The organism is Bacillus sp. WP8 (genome assembly GCF_000800825.1).
Taxonomy (GTDB): domain Bacteria; phylum Bacillota; class Bacilli; order Bacillales; family Bacillaceae; genus Bacillus; species Bacillus safensis.
This window is the reverse complement of the sequence record NZ_CP010075.1, coordinates 2,822,244-2,842,455: the sequence shown is the minus strand read 5'-3', so window position 1 is coordinate 2,842,455 and position 20,212 is coordinate 2,822,244. Positions and strand designations below refer to the sequence as shown.

25 protein-coding genes are annotated in these 20,212 nt (G+C 40.4%); 16 read left to right on the top strand and 9 right to left on the bottom strand.

Annotated features, from left to right (window positions below; genetic code table 11):
• Positions 1-43: 43 nt before the first annotated feature.
• A complete protein-coding gene (locus QR42_RS14470) occupies positions 44-577 on the top strand; it encodes an HD domain-containing protein (RefSeq protein ID WP_024423336.1) in 534 nt (177 codons plus the stop codon).
• On the opposite strand, the gene QR42_RS14465 is transcribed toward QR42_RS14470, so the two are convergent.
• Positions 574-2,061 (bottom strand): esterase/lipase family protein, encoded by a 1,488-nt coding sequence (locus tag QR42_RS14465; protein ID WP_235354773.1) that lies wholly within the window; start codon positions 2,059-2,061, stop codon positions 574-576. The genes QR42_RS14470 and QR42_RS14465 overlap by 4 nt on opposite strands.
• A 176-nt stretch (positions 2,062-2,237) precedes the next feature.
• Here QR42_RS14465 and QR42_RS14460 point away from each other — a divergent pair, with 176 nt between their 5' ends.
• The 9 genes from QR42_RS14460 (at position 2,238) to QR42_RS14420 (ending at position 8,615) form a co-directional block, all read left to right on the top strand.
• Positions 2,238-2,474, top strand: coding sequence for a YuzF family protein (locus QR42_RS14460; RefSeq protein ID WP_024423334.1), 237 nt, complete (start codon positions 2,238-2,240; stop codon positions 2,472-2,474).
• Positions 2,475-2,657: 183 nt separating this feature from the next.
• Complete coding sequence (locus QR42_RS14455) at positions 2,658-3,761, top strand: AI-2E family transporter (protein WP_039181146.1); 1,104 nt, start codon at positions 2,658-2,660, stop codon at positions 3,759-3,761.
• 66 nt (positions 3,762-3,827) lie between these two features.
• Positions 3,828-4,049 (top strand): spore germination protein, encoded by a 222-nt coding sequence (locus QR42_RS14450; RefSeq protein WP_003213446.1) that lies wholly within the window; start codon positions 3,828-3,830, stop codon positions 4,047-4,049.
• Positions 4,050-4,147: 98 nt separating this feature from the next.
• Entirely contained in the window at positions 4,148-4,369 is a 222-nt protein-coding gene (locus QR42_RS14445) for a spore germination protein (protein ID WP_024425952.1), read from the top strand.
• Between the two features lie 96 nt (positions 4,370-4,465).
• Positions 4,466-4,714 carry a YueH family protein gene (locus QR42_RS14440; RefSeq protein WP_024423330.1) on the top strand — a complete coding sequence of 83 codons (249 nt, stop codon included), beginning with the start codon at positions 4,466-4,468 and terminating at the stop codon, positions 4,712-4,714.
• A gap of 27 nt (positions 4,715-4,741) precedes the next feature.
• Complete coding sequence (locus tag QR42_RS14435) at positions 4,742-5,149, top strand: YueI family protein (protein WP_039181143.1); 408 nt, start codon at positions 4,742-4,744, stop codon at positions 5,147-5,149.
• 60 nt (positions 5,150-5,209) lie between these two features.
• Positions 5,210-5,761, top strand: coding sequence for a cysteine hydrolase family protein (locus QR42_RS14430; RefSeq protein ID WP_039181140.1), 552 nt, complete (start codon positions 5,210-5,212; stop codon positions 5,759-5,761).
• Positions 5,762-5,778: 17 nt separating this feature from the next.
• A complete protein-coding gene (locus tag QR42_RS14425; RefSeq protein ID WP_039181137.1) occupies positions 5,779-7,251 on the top strand; it encodes a nicotinate phosphoribosyltransferase in 1,473 nt (490 codons plus the stop codon).
• 137 nt (positions 7,252-7,388) lie between these two features.
• Positions 7,389-8,615 (top strand): EAL and HDOD domain-containing protein, encoded by a 1,227-nt coding sequence (locus QR42_RS14420; protein ID WP_039181134.1) that lies wholly within the window; start codon positions 7,389-7,391, stop codon positions 8,613-8,615.
• Between the two features lie 35 nt (positions 8,616-8,650).
• On the opposite strand, the gene QR42_RS14415 is transcribed toward QR42_RS14420, so the two are convergent.
• Complete coding sequence (locus QR42_RS14415) at positions 8,651-9,007, bottom strand: YuzC family spore coat inner layer protein (protein ID WP_039181132.1); 357 nt, start codon at positions 9,005-9,007, stop codon at positions 8,651-8,653.
• 505 nt (positions 9,008-9,512) lie between these two features.
• On the opposite strand from QR42_RS14415, the gene degQ reads away from it, so the two are divergent.
• From degQ to QR42_RS14385, 6 genes are all read left to right on the top strand, one after another.
• Complete coding sequence (degQ, locus tag QR42_RS14410) at positions 9,513-9,653, top strand: degradation enzyme regulation protein DegQ (RefSeq protein WP_003213123.1); 141 nt, start codon at positions 9,513-9,515, stop codon at positions 9,651-9,653.
• Between the two features lie 151 nt (positions 9,654-9,804).
• Complete coding sequence (locus QR42_RS14405; protein ID WP_039181129.1) at positions 9,805-10,728, top strand: polyprenyl synthetase family protein; 924 nt, start codon at positions 9,805-9,807, stop codon at positions 10,726-10,728.
• The gene (comX, locus tag QR42_RS14400) at positions 10,706-10,876 is read left to right on the top strand and encodes a competence pheromone ComX (RefSeq protein ID WP_034317154.1); all 171 of its coding nucleotides are present in this window, start codon (positions 10,706-10,708) and stop codon (positions 10,874-10,876) included. Before QR42_RS14405 ends, comX begins: the two co-directional genes overlap by 23 nt.
• Before the next feature lie 13 nt (positions 10,877-10,889).
• Positions 10,890-13,196, top strand: coding sequence for a sensor histidine kinase (locus QR42_RS14395; protein ID WP_039181123.1), 2,307 nt, complete (start codon positions 10,890-10,892; stop codon positions 13,194-13,196).
• Positions 13,197-13,276: 80 nt separating this feature from the next.
• Positions 13,277-13,918 (top strand): two-component system response regulator ComA, encoded by a 642-nt coding sequence (locus QR42_RS14390; protein ID WP_024423322.1) that lies wholly within the window; start codon positions 13,277-13,279, stop codon positions 13,916-13,918.
• 23 nt (positions 13,919-13,941) lie between these two features.
• A complete protein-coding gene (locus QR42_RS14385; RefSeq protein ID WP_039181120.1) occupies positions 13,942-14,331 on the top strand; it encodes a hotdog fold thioesterase in 390 nt (129 codons plus the stop codon).
• Positions 14,332-14,425: 94 nt separating this feature from the next.
• On the opposite strand, the gene mnhG is transcribed toward QR42_RS14385, so the two are convergent.
• The 7 genes from mnhG to QR42_RS14350 are packed head-to-tail and all read right to left on the bottom strand — an operon-like array spanning position 14,426 to position 20,196.
• On the bottom strand, positions 14,426-14,800 hold the full coding sequence (gene mnhG, locus QR42_RS14380) for a monovalent cation/H(+) antiporter subunit G (RefSeq protein ID WP_024423320.1): 375 nt from the start codon (positions 14,798-14,800) through the stop codon (positions 14,426-14,428).
• On the bottom strand, positions 14,784-15,065 hold the full coding sequence (locus QR42_RS14375) for a Na(+)/H(+) antiporter subunit F1 (protein WP_039181117.1): 282 nt from the start codon (positions 15,063-15,065) through the stop codon (positions 14,784-14,786). The genes mnhG and QR42_RS14375 overlap by 17 nt, the downstream gene beginning before the upstream one ends.
• Positions 15,065-15,544 carry a Na+/H+ antiporter subunit E gene (locus QR42_RS14370; RefSeq protein WP_024425941.1) on the bottom strand — a complete coding sequence of 160 codons (480 nt, stop codon included), beginning with the start codon at positions 15,542-15,544 and terminating at the stop codon, positions 15,065-15,067. Before QR42_RS14370 ends, QR42_RS14375 begins: the two co-directional genes overlap by 1 nt.
• A gap of 6 nt (positions 15,545-15,550) precedes the next feature.
• Entirely contained in the window at positions 15,551-17,029 is a 1,479-nt protein-coding gene (locus QR42_RS14365; protein ID WP_039181114.1) for a Na+/H+ antiporter subunit D, read from the bottom strand.
• Positions 17,022-17,363 carry a Na(+)/H(+) antiporter subunit C gene (locus QR42_RS14360; RefSeq protein WP_024423316.1) on the bottom strand — a complete coding sequence of 114 codons (342 nt, stop codon included), beginning with the start codon at positions 17,361-17,363 and terminating at the stop codon, positions 17,022-17,024. Before QR42_RS14360 ends, QR42_RS14365 begins: the two co-directional genes overlap by 8 nt.
• Positions 17,363-17,794, bottom strand: coding sequence for a Na(+)/H(+) antiporter subunit B (locus tag QR42_RS14355; protein ID WP_039181111.1), 432 nt, complete (start codon positions 17,792-17,794; stop codon positions 17,363-17,365). Before QR42_RS14355 ends, QR42_RS14360 begins: the two co-directional genes overlap by 1 nt.
• Positions 17,791-20,196, bottom strand: coding sequence for a Na+/H+ antiporter subunit A (locus QR42_RS14350; RefSeq protein WP_039181108.1), 2,406 nt, complete (start codon positions 20,194-20,196; stop codon positions 17,791-17,793). The genes QR42_RS14355 and QR42_RS14350 overlap by 4 nt, the downstream gene beginning before the upstream one ends.
• Positions 20,197-20,212: the final 16 nt, after the last annotated feature.

Sequence of the window (20,212 nt, the reverse complement as noted above, 5' to 3'; positions counted from 1 at the left end):
GAATATGTTAGGATGCTAAAAATATAGATAAGGAGGGGTTTCCATGAGAAAAGTTACATTAATGGATGTTTACACCCATCCAGTCGCTCAAAAATATTTAAATCGTTCAGGTAAAGCCCATGCGATTGCTTGTGCTTATCACGCATTCAAACTGGCGGTGCAGGCTGGGATTAATCCAGATCTCGCTGTGAAAGCAGCCCTCTTGCATGACATCGGCCACTATGAATGGTATACAGCTGGCGGAGAATGGGATTACGAGACATATAGACGGAATGATATTCATGCCATTAAAGGCGCGGAGCGTGCTCACAAACTGCTCATACGCCTCGGTGAGGAACCAAAGGCAGCCAAAGATATTGCGCTTGCAATTCTGCTTCATACGGATTCATATTTGCCAGAGGGCGACCTTCATAAGGACACACTCCAGCAAATCGTTAAGAAAGCAGATGAAATGGATGAAGAGCCTGGCGGGCATCACCATTACAGACAAATAGACGAATCACTTGCAATGAAAAAAATCACGGAATTGGATCAGAAAGTGCAGCAGGCACTTCAGCCCATGAAACGCTCTGTTTAGTATGGAATGTCACCATGAATATTTCCATGCTGATCGACATACAATGTGCGAATAACGGTACGGTTAAATGCTGATGTACCTGATGCAGTGAGTCCAGTGTAATGAACCGTGACAGAATAAGCACCTTCTTTTTTCAATTGAACAGCTGATGAAGCAGTTGTTTTGAGAGGATGATCTTTTTGGGCATCCTTAAAGTAAAAGGTTTCTACTTTCTTGCTTAATCGTTTAATCAGACCGCTTGAATGGGTTGATGCATCATCCCCTGATTTCGCTGCTTCTGCTTTGATTTCTTCATTTAGTGGTGAATCAAAGGATACGAGCAGCAAATAAGGAGTCATTTTTTCTGAATTTGATCGAATTGTCCATTTTCCAGGAACGGGTTTATTGATTTGCACATGGTGCGAAAATGCGCCTTCATATGGGAAAGATGCTTCCGATGTCTTCAGATTTGTTAAGACGTCTCCATTTGGGGCGATGATTTCCGGCCGCGCCTCCTGCCTTTCATTTAACCACTGAATCGATAAGCCATTCGTTCCTTCCTCTACATAGAACGCTTCTGTTTTATCCTTTTCACTTTCTCCGCCTTTCACATAAACATCTGTATTCAGCTCAGTAGAGTTCGGGCTCTCTATATTTTCACTTCCAGTGCTTGCGGCATTTGCCAGCAGCTGATGCTGGAACACAGGGAACATGCTTGTGCCGTTTTTAATGGAGTTGTGATCCCATTTCCCTGTTAAAATATTGTTTGCATATGATAGTCTTGTGCTGCTTACCGTGACGGCGCCATCGTTTGCACCAAAGCTCTTTAAATACATGCCGCCTAAGTACAGCACCCCGCCAAATGTGCCCCATTCCGATCCCGAATAAGTGATGTATTTTTGAGGAAACTTCTCCAGCTTGTCGGTTTCACTTCGAAAAGCCGCCATGAGCCCCGTTTGCAAAGAATAGAGCGCATCGCTTTTTTGTCCAAGAATTTCCGCGAGCCAGCTTCCGCCCTTGCTATACGCTAAATCTGCAAGCGGCGTCCCGTAATGAGGGGAGCCAAGTGTGATGACCTTCTCTACATATGGATGGGCATTGTGATACACGAGTGCGGACTGTGTATCCACCCCGCCTTTACTATGACCAATCACAATGAGTTTTCGACCGAACACATCATAGATTTCTTTTAGCTTTTCTGCTAATAGTTTGCCATTCTTTTTCGTATCCTGATCTGGATACAAATCTATGAATGCGCTTTCGTATCCGTTCAGAACAGCTTGCTTTGCCATGTCGTTTCGGTCGAACCATGTGGAGGAGGAGCTGTTAATGCCGTGAACAAAAACAAGTGGCGGTTTTGACTCGTCTTTTTGAACTGGCGCTTCTCCTTTAAACCACTTCCCCGGTGTCCCAGGTTCATCTCCAATTGATCCTGCATACGCATAACTTGCAAAGGAAAAAAAGAGCATGACAGCAGCGAGACAGATGAGTTTTTTCAAGATCATTCACCTCTTCAAATGATTTAAGTTGTTGGCAGCACCAATCTATTATACTTCCAAAAGATGTAAAATAACATAAAATGTTAAAATATGGTATTTATGTTGTAGGTTTGCCCTGAGTGACATTCACATGGGTCATTGCATACGCTGTGGGTAAATACACAAGTAAAGGGGCAGGTAGGATGGCACAACAAGGAAGTCCACAGCTTGTTTCATTAGTTGATCCATATGTTTATCAAACATTGCAGAAAGTAATCGGTATGAGATTAATTGTTCAAACAGTGAAAGATACGGTGCGTGGAAAATTAAAAGAAGTCATGCCGGATCATATTGTCATTGAGGCGGGGGCGAAATCAGTTTTTTATGTGCGGATCCAGCAAATTGTATCGGTGATGCCTGATCACAGTGAAAGAGTGTAGCAAGCAGACGCAAAGGTGTCTGCTTTTTTCATGCTTACAGAATGTATATCTGGAAAAAGTGCATGATATACCAATTGTTCTTTTTTTTACAAAAAATAAGGTTCTAAAACAAGAAGCAGTTGACAGAAGGTGGGTTGAATAGTAGTTTTTTAATAAGATCAATACGTAACAGGAGGAGCATCTTTGTTAAAATCTAAAGTTCATTTCTGGACATTCCAAATATTACTTGTTTTACTCATTGTTTATGTATCAACAAAGGTTTCGTTTTTATTTCAGCCGATTATTTTATTTGCTTCAACCTTGTTTGTTCCCATCTTACTGGCTGGAATTCTCTTTTTCATCTTTAATCCAATTGTTCGATTTTTGTCCAAGAAAATTCCTAGGACACTGGCTATCCTGATCATTTATCTTTTGTTCATCGGACTCATCACGTTCATTGTGAATGCTGCGGGACCGATTATTGTCACGCAGGTCGGTGGACTTGTCAAAAGCTTCCCTGGTTATGTGACGGATATGCAGAAATTTATGAATGACTTCTCGCATTCTAAAACATTTACTTGGATGATGAACCAAGATTATGTCTCCGTCTCGAAGTTTGAACAGACAATTGTTTCGACATTAAAAGATTTGCCGGAAAATATTGCTTCAAGTATGTCTGCTGTGTTTGGCGTGATTGCCAATATTGCTTTAGCTGTGATCACAGTTCCGTTCATTTTGTTTTATATGTTGAAAGACGGACATAAGTTTCCGGACAAGCTTGTTCAATTTTTGCCAATGCCTTACCGTAAAGAAGGATTGAAAATCTTTAAAGAATTAAACGATACGCTTGCGGCTTACATACAAGGGCAGATTGTTGTCTGTTTATTTGTTGGAGTGGCTTGTTTTATCGGGTACTTATTAATTGGTGTGAAATATGCGCTCATTCTCGGTATTATCATTGCGGTCACGAATGTGATTCCTTACCTTGGGCCATATCTTGGCGCGGCACCAGCTGTGCTTATTGCGTTTCTTGATTCGCCTGGAAAAGCTGTGGTGACAGTGATTGTGATTCTTGTCGTTCAGCAAGTTGATGGAAATGTCATTTCTCCATTGATTATTGGTAAACGCCTCAACACACATCCTTTGACCATTATCCTGCTATTAATTGGGGCAGGAAGCTTTGGCGGAATTCTTGGTATGATCTTTGCGGTTCCTGTTTATGCACTGCTCAAAGCCATCACCTTGAATATTGTCAGATTGGTGCAGCTGCGTCAGCGATCTCGTAAGGAACAGCATTTAAACGTCTAGGACAGATGCACACCTTTTCCCTTTTTGCATAAGATGATTGAGATAAGCAGATAGGGGGAGATTCTGATGCCTGCAATCGTTGGACCTATTCATATCGAGTCATTAGGAGGAAACGGTGCAGCTACTTTCGGTGATGTCCTGGCCATTGCCCCTTTGGCTGTAGACCACTCTACTGGCGGAGCGGGAGCCTTTAATTCAGGTGATTATATGTCACTTACAAGTGATCCGAATGCCACAATGCTTTGGGACTTCACATTGTTTGGCCAGCCTCAATCATTTAACGCATAGAAAGACAGCTGATGATTACAGATCAGCTGTCTTTTTTATTTTTCATACACGTATTTTTAAGCTGGGCATATGATGTGGGGAGAAAAGGTGGTGGAAAGATGCCAGCGATTGTTGGACCTATTCATATTGACCGTGTGATTGGAAATGGTTCTGCACATTTCGGTGATGTTTTTGCCATTTCGCCAAAAAGTGTCGATCACTCCGCTGGTGGTTCAGGTACCTATAATGCAGGGGACTTTGTCCAATTTTTTAGCAGTCCAAACGTTACGTTTATGTGGGATATAGACCTGATCAGCCAGCAAAAGAGCTTTAATGCGTAGCCAGCTTTGAAAGGGAATTCCTTTTCAGAAGCTGTCTTTTTTTATGGTACAATGGATATGGATGTAAGAAGAAAAAAGAGGTGTGAACAGAGTCAAATGAAAATTAGAAAAGCACACATCACAAGCGGACAACCAAAGACCTACAATGTATATTTACATGAAAATAAAAAAGAATATAAAACGCTTGTAGCCGTACCTGACATTGAATGGAGTATTTCCATTGCGTATGAGGACGAAAAAGAGCAGCTCATCCATACGCTTGAACAATCTTTAATGGAAAGAGTAGAAACAGACGAAGCCCGTGACCTCGCACTCAAGATTGTGCACTGGGTCACAGAAATGTAAATTTAGAAACCAGGAGTGAAAACAGCGATGAAAGAAGAATCCGTAGACTTTTATTTGCAGCAGGGGATATTTGGACATGCTGAAACAAAACCCGATGAACGAAGGATGTTTCTTGGTTCATTAAGGGAACGAGCGCTTCTCGCCCTCACAAAGGGACAGGTATCAAGAAATAAACCGTATCAAGAGGTGGAGCAAGTATTGAAGGCCAATCGACAGGCATCCCTTCTTTTAAATGGTGAACTGTCCTATGCTTCTTATTCTCAATATGTGAAAATGGCAAATGCCGCTGGATGTTCCTTTAAAGTGGTGAATCATCATGAAGCGCACTCTCCATTTGGTCTTGTCATAGAGATGCGGGGTGCGGTGAATCAGGAGCACATCTATATAGAGGATGAGCTGTTTCAAAAAGCTTTTTCTCATGAATCTGTTGAATAGGTTTCCCTAGTGAAATGAATAAGATATAATGATTCAAAAGAGCATATGGGAGAGATGCGGATGGGCAAAGCGTTGATTTGTATTGATTATACAGTTGATTTTGTTGCAGACGATGGAAAACTGACATGCGGAAAGCCTGGACAGACGATTGAGTCTAAGATCACAGAGATCACTTCTTCATTTATTGATGAAGGCCACTTTGTCGTCTTTGCTGTCGATCATCATGAAGAAGAGGACCCTTATCATCCAGAGACAAAGTTATTTCCGCCCCATAATATTCGCGGAACAGAGGGTATTGAACTTTATGGACAACTAAGTTCACTATTTCACACGTCAAAACATTTAAAACATGTCTACTATATGGAAAAAACAAGATACTCTGCTTTTGCAGGCACTCAATTAGAAATGAAACTGCGCGAGCGCGGCATCACGGAACTTCACTTAGCCGGCGTATGTACCGATATTTGTGTACTTCATACAGCTGTTGATGCGTACAATAAAGGCTTTGAACTTGTGATTCACCAAAATGCTGTGGCGAGTTTTAATGAAGCGGGGCACGAGTGGGCACTTTCTCACTTTGAGCAGTCGCTTGGTGCGAAAGTGGTTAAGTAAGGGAAGGAGAATGGAAGTTGGAGCATCGGTTTAATGACGACAGTTTATCACTACATACAGATCTTTATCAAATTAACATGGCAGAAACGTATTGGAGAGACGGCATTCATGAGAAGAAGGCAGTCTTTGAACTCTTCTTTAGAAAGCTTCCATTTGACAATGGCTTCGCTGTATTTGCTGGCTTAGAGAAAGCGATTGAATATTTATCGGACTTTTCCTTCACTGAAAGCGATCTCGCGTATTTAAAAGATGAACTTGGTTATAAAAGCGATTTCATTGACTATTTAAGCGGATTGTCCTTTACAGGTACACTTCATTCAATGCGAGAAGGGGAAATTGTCTTTGCGAATGAACCGATTATGCGCATCGAGGCAACGCTTGTTGAAGCTCAGTTAATCGAAACGGCATTGCTCAATATCGTGAATTTCCAGACGCTGATTGCAACAAAAGCAGCTCGGATTAAAGGAATCATTGAAAATGAGACAGCTTTAGAATTCGGAACAAGACGTGCACATGAAATGGATGCGGCGATGTGGGGAGCAAGAGCGGCACTCATCGGCGGCTTCCAAGCAACAAGTAATGTTCGTGCTGGGAAACGCTTCAACATCCCTGTATCAGGAACACATGCTCACGCACTTGTACAAGCATACCGTGATGAATATACAGCATTTAAAAAATATGCTGAAACACATACAGACTGTGTCTTTTTAGTCGATACGTATGATACTGTCAGATCAGGTATTCCAAATGCGATTAAGGTAGCGAAAGAATTTGGAGACAAAATCAACTTCATTGGTGTCAGACTTGATAGCGGGGACCTTGCATACTTGTCTAAAAAAGCTAGAACAATGCTGGATGAAGCAGGATTCCATGATGCAAAAGTCATTGCATCAAGCGATCTTGATGAACACACCATTATGAATTTAAAGGCACAGGGCGCCAAAATTGATGTGTGGGGTGTTGGGACAAAACTGATCACAGCATTCGATCAGCCAGCCCTCGGTGCAGTGTATAAACTGGTGTCCATTGAAGAAAACGGCAAAATGAATGATACCATCAAAATTTCATCCAACCCAGAGAAAGTGACAACACCAGGCCGTAAACGAGTGTACCGCATTATTAATCAATTGAATCATCATTCTGAAGGTGACTACATTGCACTTGAAGAGGAAGATGTTCATAGTGAGGATAAACTAAAAATGTTCCATCCCGTGCATACATTTATTAGTAAATTCGTGACAAACTTTGTGGCGAAAGATCTTCACGTACCGATTTTTGAACAAGGTAAACTTGTCTATGACAATCCAGATATTCAAACGATTCAAGCCTACGTGCAGGACAGTCTGGGACTCTTCTGGGAGGAATACAAACGAATCAGCAAACCAGAAGAATATCCAGTCGATTTGAGTCAAAAATGCTGGGATAATAAAATGCAGTTTATCCATGATGTGAAAAATAAAATCAAAAAAGAGCTTTATGAAAGCGAATGATTAGAAGAAAGGGAGATCATCAAGCCAGATGGTCTCTTTTTTTTATTTTGACCGATTGAAAATGAACTAAAAGCGCAATCATTTGGTATACTGAAAGCACATCTTGTTTGTCATGGCATAAAGGAGGATTGGAGCAGTTGAGGGTGTTTGTTGCGAGACAGCCTATTTTTAACAGAAAAGAACAAGTCGTATCATATGAGCTGCTTTATAGAGATAGTGAAACCAATACATATAGCGCTGAAGACGGTGATCAAGCGACAACGGACCTCATTATCAACAGTTTTCTAAATATCGGCATCGAAACACTGACAGAAGGAAAACGATGCTACATTAATTTCACCGAAAGCTTGCTTTCATCTGATCTGCTCACCTATTTTGATCCGCATCAGCTTGTGATCGAGATATTAGAAAATGTACCGATTACCCCGGCACTTATTATGAGATGTAAGCAGTTAAAAAAATGGGGATATACGATTGCACTCGATGATTTCTTCCTAAACGGAACACATTATAGTGACAAGCTGCTTGAGGAACTCCTCTATTGCATTGATATTTTAAAAATTGACTTTCTGAAAACGACAACGCAAGAACGAAGAGCTATTCTGAATACGTATAAAAAGTATCGCCTTCGATTTCTAGCAGAAAAAGTAGAAACGAGAAGAGAATATGAAGAAGCGCTAGAAGCAGGTTTCCACTTGTTTCAAGGGTATTTCTTTAGTGAGCCGCATGTGATATCAGGACGAGCATTATCGACCAGCTTCCATGCGTACCATCAGCTTTTAAATGAGTTAAGCAAGGACCAGCCGAATATCCAGACCGTGACCCATTTTATTGAAAGTGACCTTTCGCTATCATATCAATTATTAAAAATGCTGAATTCAGGCGGCATGAGACGTCTATATCAAATTAAGAGTATCCGGCAGGCGATTATCCTGCTTGGGTTTAATGAAATTCGGCGCTGGATCTTTATCCTTTCATTTAAAGAACTGAATGTCCAAGCTAACTCAAGCCAAAAAGAAATTATCAAAATGTCATTCATTCGTGCCAAAACGTGTGAACTGATTGCCTATCGGACTGAACGGGAGCACCCTGCCTCTTATATGCTGACAGGCATGTTTTCTCTCATTGATACACTTGTCAGGGCAGATATTACAGAACTTGTGAAGGAGCTGCCGCTTTCTGATGAAGTTGGCGAGGCACTACTTGGCTATGAAAATGATTATTCTTTTGTGCTAGGTGTGGCCAAACGTATTGAACGAAATGAATGGGATGATGAAATGTTCAATGGAAATCTCCCGAAACAGGAAGCCTATGGCTGTTATATAGAAGCCATTGAATGGTGCCATAAAATGTTTGAATCTTAAGAAAAGCCGCTCGCGTGAGAGTGGCTTTTTCTTTGTCATGCCCACTGTAAAAGAAGAAAAAGTCTGCTGGAGGCAAGAGACAAGTAGATTCGAATACCTTCTGGACTAAAGCGGATATCAATGCCGCTTTTCACCCCGATTTGCTTCAGCATTCGGATGACACTTGTCGAATCAGAGCGCTCAGCAGCCTCCATGATGCGCTGCGCAAACGGAAGGGAGCTGGAAATTTGCTGCGTGATGAGTGAAGCATCAGCAACGAGACGGGCTGATTCCTTTGCAGCTCGTTGAAATGAGTGGGCATCAACTGGAGGAAAAGTCATTGGCGTGCGCGGCGGGTATGCGTTGTTCATTGCGGGAACCTGCAAAGCAGGATAAGGTACATAGTAAAACACATGGTCACCTCTTCTCTCATTGGCGTGAAATTGGACGGATATCTGTTCTAAATGTATGTAGAAAATCAGAATAAAGAATCAAAATGATCTTTCTATCTTTGTAATTCCAGCATAAAAATAGGTACTTTTGCGGTCAATTTCGGTGAATGTCGCCAAAAAATTGCGGTGTCCACAATAGCGTCTGTCGTCTGACCTATGACACGCAAAACCGAAGATATAGAGGGGATCGTACGTTCTATTAGGAGAGAAGTGTGACGAATGATGCCTATTCCTGTCGCAAAAATGACGCAATTCCTTTGAAATTGAGATAAAAGTATGATTTGAAAAGTCAGAAAATGATGAAAAAAGACCTATTGAATTTTGCGGTATCGCGCACACGTTTTGTGCATACTTTTCGGTGAAAAAATACTCAATTACATTTACACTGTTAGTAACAGATCAAATACTTATGACCCAATCACCATACACAAATACATTGATCTTCCAAAAAAGGAGAGTGGAATCGATGGAAAAGTATGAAATCGAAGAGCTTAAACAATTATTATGGAAACTTGAAAACGAAATCAGAGAAACAACGGCTTCTCTTCATAACATTAACAAAAGCATTGATCAATACGACAAATATGAATATGTGAAAATTTCTTAAAGACTTGATAATCATCAAGTCTTTTTTTTATCCAAATACATACAAAAAAAGGATATATTATTATATAATTGTTAAATAGCGATGTCAGTGGACATTTGCTCATGTCTTTTTAGTAAAATAAAAGACGAAAGGGTGAGGTACGAGATCGAGTATGCTAAACTATCTAGAGAATACAAAAATCAAGCAGAATATGTCTGATTTTATTCAACATGCAGTCAGGCAGAATGATTTACAAAAGCTGCTTCTGAAATTTACTGATATAAAGAATGAATTCCCTTTTGGACAATTAGCTTACCAGCATTATGAGGCATTTGGCGGTCAAGACAAGCAAGCGATTACAAAACTGGCAGCAGGGATTGAACTTCTCATCTTATCAGCCGATATATTAGATGATATTGAAGATCAGGACAATGATTCGTATCCTTGGATGAAATGTCAGAGCGGAATTGCGATTAATGCGGCGAATGTTCTCTTTGCATTGAGTTTTGATGTGTTTTCAAAGCTTGATCATGGAGCGAAGCTTTTAAACAGTGTATACACCTATTCTATTCAGTCAATGCAAGGGCAGCATTTGGATATGACACTGGTGCCGGAGAATGAGCAGGAATGTTTAAATATTATGAAGTTAAAGGCAGGATCACTGTTTGTATTACCCTGTATGTTGGGGGTTGTTTTGGCAACAGGTTCTTTTGAAAAGAAGGTAGAAGAATATGCTTATTATTTAGGAATGGCGGAACAGCTTGAAAATGACTACCTAGGTCTTTTTAATAAAGATAATATTGACTTTAAAAGAATGCAAACATTACCGCTAGTTTACTTGAAAAATGAGTTTAATCCATCTAGTTCAGACTTGCTCAGTTATTTTCAATCAAAGGATAAGAGTGCCGGCTCTGAAGAATTAAAGGATAAATTAAAAAAATCTGGTGCTCAACAATATGTATTTATTATGAGAAACCTTCTCAGAAATAAGTTTAAAGAAGCATTCAAAATATTACATTTAGAGGCTTCTAAAAAGGAAAAGCTACTACTCTTTTTAATTGGAGATGGAGAAGATGAAAATTCAGGAATTGGTTAGTTATTTAGTGGAGAATCCTTCAACATTAAATCAAATCGTTAACGGGAACGCATCATTGCTTCACGTTGATCAAGAAACTGCAAGTATTATTGTTGACGGATTCCAGAAAGAAGACGTTATTAAAGCAATCATATGGGCAACTGCTTGAGTAGATAAATATTATGAGAAAGTTTTACTCTAAGTTAACAGTTATATTAGTTATCCTTAGCTTCATCTATGTGATTTACATCTCTTATATCAACGTATTTAATATTTTTGTTGGAGCAGCTGTTAAGGAAAATAGCCACGGTCAACTTGAGGTAGTGGATGTCGATAATTTTACAGATAGCTATCTAGCTGGAGTTAGGAAAGGCGATATCATACTTGAAGTGAATGGGAATAAAAAACCAGTTGAAGAAGTTAAAAGAGGTTTTTTAGCTAATGTTAAAAGTTTAGTCGTTGATAGACATGGTGATAAAATTGATTTAGAGAATGTAAGGTTATTGAGTCAAGCGAATCTGTTTGTTTATCTAATACCAGTCATTCTTTATTCCATCTGTCTATTTTGTATATTTATGATTTTAAAAATGAATAAAGTAAACCAAAAAGAGTCAGCTTATATTTTAGCTTTATTTCTTTTGGCGGTGTCTATAGGTTATGTAAGTTCTGGTGGTTCTGGAAAAGGAGAGGCTATCAGTCGTATTCTTGTAATCATTACAATGAATATTGTACCTCCACTATATATGCACTTTATGTATCAATATTTAAAAGAATTAGGAACAGAAATTATTCGTCGTCGAATTCTTTTTTATTTGTATCTAGTTCCAGTTACTAACGTTTTATTAGTTTTATTCTATAAAAATAAAGCAGGACCAGTAGATCTATTAGCATATGTCAATTTACTTTCATTTTTTGTTCTGGCTTTCCTTTCGATTATTATCACTATAAGGGCTGCTAAAAAATTGAAAGACAATGAAGTCAGCAATGTACTTCGAGCATTTGCACTCATTTTAATCTCAGCATTCAGTCCATTCATGCTATTTTTTATCATTCCTTATTTTTTTGGTATATATTTTATTTCACCTTATGTTGTTGCATCGTTTGTTCTTTTAATTCCTTTTTTCTTAGTCTATCAATTTATGTCAAATAAGCTGTATAATGTTGATTTCTTTATGGGAAGGATTAAATACTACGGTTTTTTAGCGATTACGCCAACAATACTAGTGGTTGTTATTTTTGATTTTATTCAAAAACCTAATGCAAATTTCTATACAGTGAAACTTACGATCATCACGTACATTCTTATGCTCACCGTCTTCTACTTTAAAGAAATTATCGATTTCCGTTTTCGATTAAAGCGTTTTTCAGAGAAGCATAATTATCAGGATAGTGTATTTAAATTTACACAGCTCATTCGTGAGGCGTCATCACTTCATCAAGTATTGTATCATTTAAAATACACCATCTTAGAAGTACTTGTTGTGAACAAAGCCTTTGTGCTTGAAGTGAAGGCAGATGGACAAATTGTTGAAATTGATGAATCAATAGAAGAAAGCCAGCTATGGAAAGATTATGTGGATCAATTTCAAGATATTTTAGGTGAAGTTGGTAAAATCATCGCGCTTGATAAAGGGTTTATGATGAAAATTGGTGAGCGGGGCGGTCACTCTTTTGTGATTTGCTGTTTATCTAATTTACGGACACCGAAATTAACGCGTGATGAGATTTCTTGGTTGAAAACATTGGCATTTTACACCAGTGTCAGTTTAGAAAATGTCGTCAAGATTGAAGAATTGATGGAGCATCTTGACGATTTGAAACAGCGCGAGGCCAATCCTGCCTGGCTAAAGAAAATCATGTTTGCCATGGAAGAAAAGCAGCGCTCAGATTTAGCAAGGGATCTTCATGATTCCGTGCTGCAGGACTTGATATCACTAAAAAGACAGTCGGAGATGTTTTTAACGAATTTCCAAAGCAATCAATGCCCGACATCTATTGAAAATTCGCTTATCTCATGGAACGATCAAATGTCTAAAGTGATTCAAACGACGAGAGAAACATGTCATGAGCTTCGGCCTCAGCTGCTGTATGATTTAGGTTTAGTAAAGGCGATATCGAAGCTAACTTCTCAAATTCAGGAGGAAGCACCGTTTCATATTAGACTGAATACGACACGCTTTGATAAAGAATTGGACATTGATATTGATTCACAGCTGAATATTTACCGAATTGTTCAGGAGTTGTTATCCAACGCCCTGAAGCACTCTAAAGCCACTCAAGTGTTAGTGATGCTGATTTGTATTAAAGATCAGGTTGTTCTTCACTATGAGGATGATGGAGTCGGTTTTGATGCAAGTCATCTTGATCAGCACACAATGAGCATGGGGCTTTCGGGAATTAGAGAACGAGTCAAAGCATTAAATGGAAAGCTTCAAATTCACACAGCCCCGGGCAAAGGGCTCAAGGTGAAAATTGAAATGGAATTGTAACCATTTATTAAGGATTAAGACTTGGCATCAGCCAAGTCTTTTATATAAAATGGAAGTGAGTGATTTAAAGGGAGGAAGACATGAAGAAGATATTGGTCATTGATGATCATCCGGCTGTCATGGAAGGGACAAAAAGCATATTAGAATCAGACCAGCAGCTATCAGTCGATTGTTTAAGTCCTGATGCAGAAGCCGCCTTTTTAAAGACGCATGACTTTTCCATCTATGATGTGATTTTAATGGATTTAAATCTCGGGGATATCAATGGAATGGACATTGCGAAACAAATTTTAGAAACCAACCATCAAGTGAAAATTATCATTTATACAGGGTATGAAGTAGATGATTATTTTGAAGAGGCTATTCGGGCTGGATTACACGGTGCAATTAGTAAAACAGAGACGAAAGACAAAATTATTGAATACATACACCGGACATTGCAAGGAGAAGTTGTCATTCAGCTGTCCTATTTAAAGAAATTAATTTCACAGCAGCAAGAAAAGCCAGAACAAGCGCAGCAGACTGACCACGATCTCTTAACGGAACGGGAGTGTTTGATCCTTAGAGAAGTGGAAAAAGGATACACGAACCAGGAGATTGCCGATGTGCTTCATTTGAGCAAACGGTCAATTGAGTACAGTTTGACATCCATCTTTAATAAGCTGAATGTTGGATCTCGTACAGAAGCGGTGTTAATTGCCAAGTCTGAAAGTGTGCTGTAAACGTGTGAAGGGAGAGGGCCTTAATGAATGTGAGCGGATCAAATACACTGCTTGAGGCACTAGGCATTGAGATTGTAGAGTGCAATGAATCACGATGCGTTGCAACAATGCCAGTCGATCACAGAACAAAACAGCCATTTGGACTACTGCATGGAGGAGCATCTGCTGCTCTAGCAGAAACAGTGGCGAGCATGGGGGCTGCGGCTCATTTAGACTTAACGCAGCAAGTTTGCTCAGGTATTGAAATCAATGCCAATCATTTAAAATCTGTACGCGATGGAGTTGTGACAGCGACAGCTGTTCCTGTGCATGTAGGACGACGTACAATGGTATTTCAAATCGATATAAAAGATGATCGAGACCGGCACATCTGTACGTCAAGATGCACACTTGCTGTCATTGATCGCATATAAAAAAGCTCCCGGTGCAGCGGAAGCTTTTTTTATATGCACGTTGAGCGATAAAAAAAGAATGGCCCAACATATCAGGCCATTCTTTTTTCGCTTTTTATAAATAAGAATCTTCTTTTCGTTTAATTACAAAGTTACGGAAACCGCCATAATCATCTTGTACACTGCGTTTGTCGAGCTTAACACCAGTATTGTAGGCGGCTCTTCCGATTAAGTGTGCGCCGACTGGTGCTGTCAGGAAGATGAATACGATGCCGAGAAGGATTTTTGCAGAAATAACGCCTGCAAGAAACCATTCATGAAAAAACACACCTACTAAAATCAGAACAACGCCAAGTGTCGATGCTTTTGATGCAGCATGCATACGTGTGTAAACATCCGGCAGTCGAAGGACACCAATAGCTGAAATCAAACAGAGGATAGCGCCTAGCAGGATAAAGAAAATGACGATGGCTTTAGCGATGACGATCATTTTCAATCACTTCCCCTTTCTCAAGAAATTTGGAAAAAGCGACAGTACCGATAAAGGCAAGGATACCGAGCAGTAAAATAATCTCAAAGAATGCAGTGGTTTTCAGTAAAATTGAAACGATGGCTGTCATCCCAATTAAATTGATTCCTATCGCATCAAGCGCACTCACACGATCAGGAATAGAGGGACCTTTGATCACTCGTATCACAAAAAGCAACGTAGACAGCGCAAGAATGCCAAGTGAAATTTGCAAAATGAGTTCCATTACTTACCGCTCACCTCCTGAATCGCTTTCTCAAATGAAACCCGGATATCGTGAATGGCTTTTTCAGCATCCTCAATATCCATCGCATGAATGTATAAAATGGAACGATCGTCGGAAATATCAATCACTAGTGTACCTGGTGTCAATGTAATCATATTGGCCAGTATGGTGATTTCCCAATCTGTTTTCAAATCCGTACGAAAGGCGAAAATTCCGGGCTTAATCGTGAGCTTTGGAGATAATACGGTCTTTAATACACTTAAATTGGCAAGAAGCAGCTCGCGAATAAAAATGATGATAAGCTTGAAAATCGCATAAAGGGCATAGCCGTAAAAACGCTGCGGGAAAAATCGCCGCAGCATAAAAATGGCGATCATCCCTAATGCAAAACCTGATACAAAGTCTGCGGCTCTGTATGTATCATTCATAAACATCCATGTAAAGGCGAGGAGAGCGTTTAGTAATATTTGAAAGGCCATGTTCATCTACTCCTTCAGCACAGCTTGAATATATTTTTCTGGTGTAGAGAGCATTTCCGCTGCTTGATTGATATAAGGGGCAATGAACTCTGTCCCTAACCCAATAGCAAGCGATAAGACGACAAGCAGTACGCCAGGATACACCATTCCTTTAATTGATGGCTTTCTTCTTCGCATATCCTGTTCCTCGCCCCAAAATGCGGACATGAAAATCTTCATAATAGAGTAGAGGACAAGAAGACTTGACAGTAAGACCAGGATAGAAAACGTCATGTGTCCAGCAGAAAATCCACCTTCCACAATTTTTAGTTTCCCAACAAAGCCACTCAGCGGCGGAATTCCTGCAAGCGATAAAGCCGATATGAAAAACATCCATCCCAATAGAGGCTGGGATTGAATCAGTCCGCCCATTTTTTTCAGTTGGTTTGTGCCAGCGTATACAAAGAGGGCACCTGCCAGCATAAATAAAGCCCCTTTGATCACCATGTCGTGAATGAGATAATAAATAGCTCCTTGGAGTGATGCAGGTGTGTTGGCTGCAAATCCAAACAAAATGACACCAACAGCTGTGACAATATTATAAATCACAATCTTCTGCACATCAGAATAGGCGATCGAACCTATCACACCGAATATCACCGTCAGTGCGGCAAGCCACGCCATGAGTGTATGGGTGAAGCCTGTATCGTGTATAAAAATTAATGTAAAGACTCTGGCAATCGCATATAAGCCAACCTTTGTGAGCAAAGCCCCAAAAAGAGCTGAAATCGCTGCTGGCGGTGCATGATACGATCCTGGCAGCCAGAAATAAAGCGGGAAGATCCCAGCTTTTAAGCCGAATACAATGAGGAACAGGATGGAAATAACAGTGATTAACCCTGTTTGCCCTGATTCAGCTATTTTCACACTTAAATCAGCCATATTGAGCGTACCCGTAACTGCATATAAACAGGCAACTCCGACAATAAATAATGCCGACGAGATGATATTAAACACAATATATTTGAGTGATTCACGAAGCTGAGGCTTTGATCCGCCTAATACAATGAGCATATAAGATGCCATCAGCAGTAATTCAAAGAAGACAAACAGGTTGAATATATCTCCCGTTAAAAAGGCTCCGCTCACGCCAGCTAACAAAAACTGCACACCAGAATAATAGAAGAGCCGCTCTCTTTCTTTCCCAATCGTTTGAAAGGAGAAGAGGACTGTCACAAGCCCGACAACGGAAGCAGTCAGCACAAGGAGTGCAGCAAATTGATCGGCGACAAGGGCAATTCCAAATGGGGCTTTCCAGCCGCCTAAATAAAGGGTTTGTATCCCATTTGTGAAAATCGTTTGAACCAAATATGCATTACATATAATGGCTGAAAGAGATGCCAAGACACTAAAAACTCTTGACAGCATGATGTTTTTATTTATAAAAATCAATAGTGTAGCAGCTAGTAATGGAATTAATATAGGCAGGATCACGAGATTATTCATGCTGATCATTTCCTCTCATTTGATCCATGTCATCTGTTCGCAGCTCTTGGAAGGCTCGGAAGGCCATGACAAGTAATAAGGATGTCACACCAAAAGCAATGACAATGGCTGTTAAAATTAATGCCTGCGGCAATGGATCTACATAGGATGTGAGCCCCTCTTTTAGAACGGGAGGTGCTCCCTTTTTTAAGCCGCCCATTGTTAAAAGAAGCAAGTGGACGCCGTGACTCAAAACAGCAGTACCGACGATGACCCGCAGAAGGCTTTTTGACAGCATCAAATAGGTCGCCGCCATAAAAATAATTCCGACGATAATAGACATTAGAAATTCCATTATTCCTTCTCTCCAATCATTTGAATAATGGTCATGGTGACACCAACAACGACCAAGTACACACCGATATCAAACAGGACGGCTGTTGCCAGTTCTGTTTTTCCTAAAAACGGTAATTGGAAATAATCAAATGCATGTGATAGAAAAGGTGCACCGAATAGAAAGGATCCCATACCTGTCAGGATCGCAACGAGCAAACCGGCTCCAGCTACATAAATAAAGTCAAAGGGTAAAATGCGTCTTACTGTTTTCAGATCATAGGCTAAAAGCAGAAGAACGACAGCCGCAGAACTCATCAGGCCGCCGATGAATCCGCCGCCAGGATTGTTATGCCCCGCAAGAAATAGGTGAAGGGAGAAGAGCAAGATGATGAATGCTGTGATTTTTGTTGTGACTTGCAAAAGCATATCATTCGTATCAATCTTTCTCATCGCCGCACACCTCTCTTCCGTTTTGCTTGTGTTTTTAATAACCCATAAATACCAAGTGCCGCAATGGCGAGCACAGTGATTTCAAAAAGGGTATCAAAGCCCCTGAAATCGACAAGAATGACATTGACAATATTGTCACCGCCAGCAAGTTTGTAGCTGTTTTCAATAAAGTAAGTTGAGATAGTGTCAAGTGACTGCTGACTTGTGGAAGCGAAAGCTAGACAAGTGACAACAACCCCAACACCTAATGAAATGATGAAATTGGTCATTTTGAATCTTCTCGTTTTTTGCTTTAAGCTCAGCTTCGGCAAATGATAGAAGCAAAGCAAAAACAGTGCGACAGAAATCGTTTCAATAATCAGCTGCGTCAGCGCAAGGTCAGGTGCTCTGAAAATCACGAAGAATAATGACAGCGTGTAGCCCATGACACCTAGAGCAATAATAGCTGTTAATCGTGAGCTTGCGAAGACTGTTGCAATCGTCGCCGCCACCATCACAAGTGAAAGAATCACCTCATACGTGCCAATTGAGGCAGCCTGATCTGTTTGAAATGAAAAGGCCTGCTGATAAAACATGACGCCGCCAATGACGATAATCATGAACCCAAACACATAGACAAGATAGTCACGAAGAAAACCAGTCATATAACTGTTGGTCAGGCGGTATGACCCTTTTTCCAAACCGATAAGAGAGCGGTCGTATAAAGCGTTAAATGACCATTTTTCCTTAAAGATGTTGTACATTGGACGCCATTTTGAAAGCGTCAAGTAGCCGATTGTGCCGAGTACAACAACACCTATTGTCATATAGAGCTCTGGCTGGAAGCCATGCCATGCTTCAATCTTCACAGAAAAACGGCTTCCTGTTTCAATCGCTTCAGGAATGATCGCCGCAATTGCGGGTTCGATGACAGAATAGGCAAGAATATTAGGGAAAAAGAAGAAGGTGACCACAAGTGCAGCGAGAATGATTGGCGGAATGAGCATGCCGATCGGTGCTTCATGCGGTTTTTTCTCCAATTGGTCTATATTCAGACGGCCTCTAAAAGTTTTAAAGAGGAGCATCATACTATAAATGAACGTAAAGACACTAGCGAGCCAAGCAAGTGCTGGGATGATAGCACCCCATGTTGAAACGTCCGTAAAACTGATGTCAGAAATTCGTATCATACTTGTGAAAAATAGCTCTTTACTTAAGAAACCGTTAAATGGCGGTAATCCGGCCATTGAAAATGTACCGATTAACGTAATTGTGAAGGTAATCGGCATGATCGTCATTAATCCGCCTAATTTTCGAATGTCACGAGTCCCTGTTTCATGATCGATAATACCAGCTGCCATAAAGAGACTTCCTTTAAACGTAGCATGGTTAATGAGGTGAAAAATAGCTGCAAGAACGGCTGCACCAAAAAAGGCAGGATTGTTTTCATGAATCGCAGCTGCGCCGACGCCAAGCATGAGCATAATCATGCCGAGCTGACTCACTGTCGAATAGGCCAGAATGGCTTTCAAATCGTTTTGCCGGACGGCGTGGAATGATCCCCAGAATAATGTGACAAGTCCAACGATGGAAATGGTCCAGAACCATACCTCTGATATAGCAAAGATTGGACTGAAGCGGGCAACAAGATAAATACCGGCTTTCACCATCGTAGCAGAATGCAGATAACTGCTCACAGGGGTCGGTGCTTCCATTGCATCAGGCAGCCAGATATAGAATGGGAACTGCGCAGATTTCGTAAAGGCACCTAGTAAGATTAGGATCATGGCAGGGATAAAGTAAGGTGATGCCATAATGAGCTGAAGCTGATTGACTGCTTCACGAATACTGAATGAATCAGTAATCAGGTAAATGAGGATGAAGCCACCAAGCATAGCTAATCCGCCAAAAACAGTAATAAGCAGTGATTTCGTTGCTCCATACCTAGAGCGCTCACGCTTATACCAATACCCAATTAAGAGGAAGGAAGAGATACTCGTTAACTCCCAAAACAAGTATAGAACCACCATGTTGTCAGAAAGAACGACACCAAGCATCGCGGTCATAAACATGAGCAAATACGTGTAGAAAGAGCCAAGCTGTTCTTTTTCCTTTGATAAGTAGAAAATACTGTACAGTACCACAAGTGCGCCGATACCTGTAATTAATAAAGCAAATAACAGGCTGAGACCATCGACATACACAGTGAAATTCATCCCTAAAGATGGAATCCATTCAGCCTGTGAGAAAAGCGTTCGTCCATTCGAAGTGATATGTAACATTTGGATGAAATAGGTAAATAAAAGAATCGGCAAGATGAGAACAAACCATCCTGTATGTATACGCTTCACATATTTGTAAAGGAAAGGTACAACAAAAGCGAGTAAAAAAGGTGATAGGATGGCGAAGTGAATAAGCTGCAAGAAAATGAACCTCCTT